This is a genomic window from Microvirga sp. P5_D2 (assembly GCF_054049475.1).
This window is the reverse complement of sequence record NZ_JBFUMH010000410.1, coordinates 1-649: the sequence shown is the minus strand read 5'-3', so window position 1 is coordinate 649 and position 649 is coordinate 1. Positions and strand designations below refer to the sequence as shown.

At 50.6% G+C, this 649-nt stretch carries 1 pseudogene; it reads right to left on the bottom strand.

The window, feature by feature from the left end:
* Positions 1 to 483, bottom strand: a pseudogene (locus ACXJKO_RS32005) (type I secretion system permease/ATPase); the annotation flags it as partial.
* Between the last annotated feature and the right edge of the window lie 166 nt (positions 484 to 649).

Here is a 649-nt window from a genome sequence, read left to right as displayed (position 1 = left end):
GAGCCCGTACATCCAGTGCAGGGCAAACAGCACCGTGAGGAAAATGGGCGACCACAGCGCTTCGAGCGGCATGCTGATGGCATTGCCCGTGATGAAGGAGCGGATGTCATTGAGATCGCGGAGAGTTTGCCCCGAGCGGGAGACTCCCTTGAGCACGGATGCCGAGATTGCGGCCTGCAAAACCGGCAGGTTCAACTTTCTGACAAGTTTGCTTGCCATGACCTGGTAGGTGAAGGCACGCACATAGTCGAGGATACAATAAAGCACGAGAGCAATGACGGCGATGATGATCAGCATCGTCAGCGTGTCGGTGCTCTGGCTGTTCACAACACGGTCATGGACCTGAAGCATGAACAGCGGAACAGTAAGCTGAAGGCCATTGATGAAAGCACTGAGCACTCCGGCATAGGCAAGTCCGGAAGCAAAGGCCTTTCGCCCCTGGTGAATAAGCTCTGCTGTTTCCGAGTTAACGCGATCGCTCATGCAACAAGGGCTCCTGAAAGGGCATACGTACTGTGAAATAAGTCTTTTGCTTAAAGTTTAATCAAAGAATATGGTAGTCGAGTATGGCGCGGTGTCTACCCMTAAAGTATGATTCGGTATATTAGAAAATGATAAACGCTATTGATTTGCAATTTAGTTTCGATTC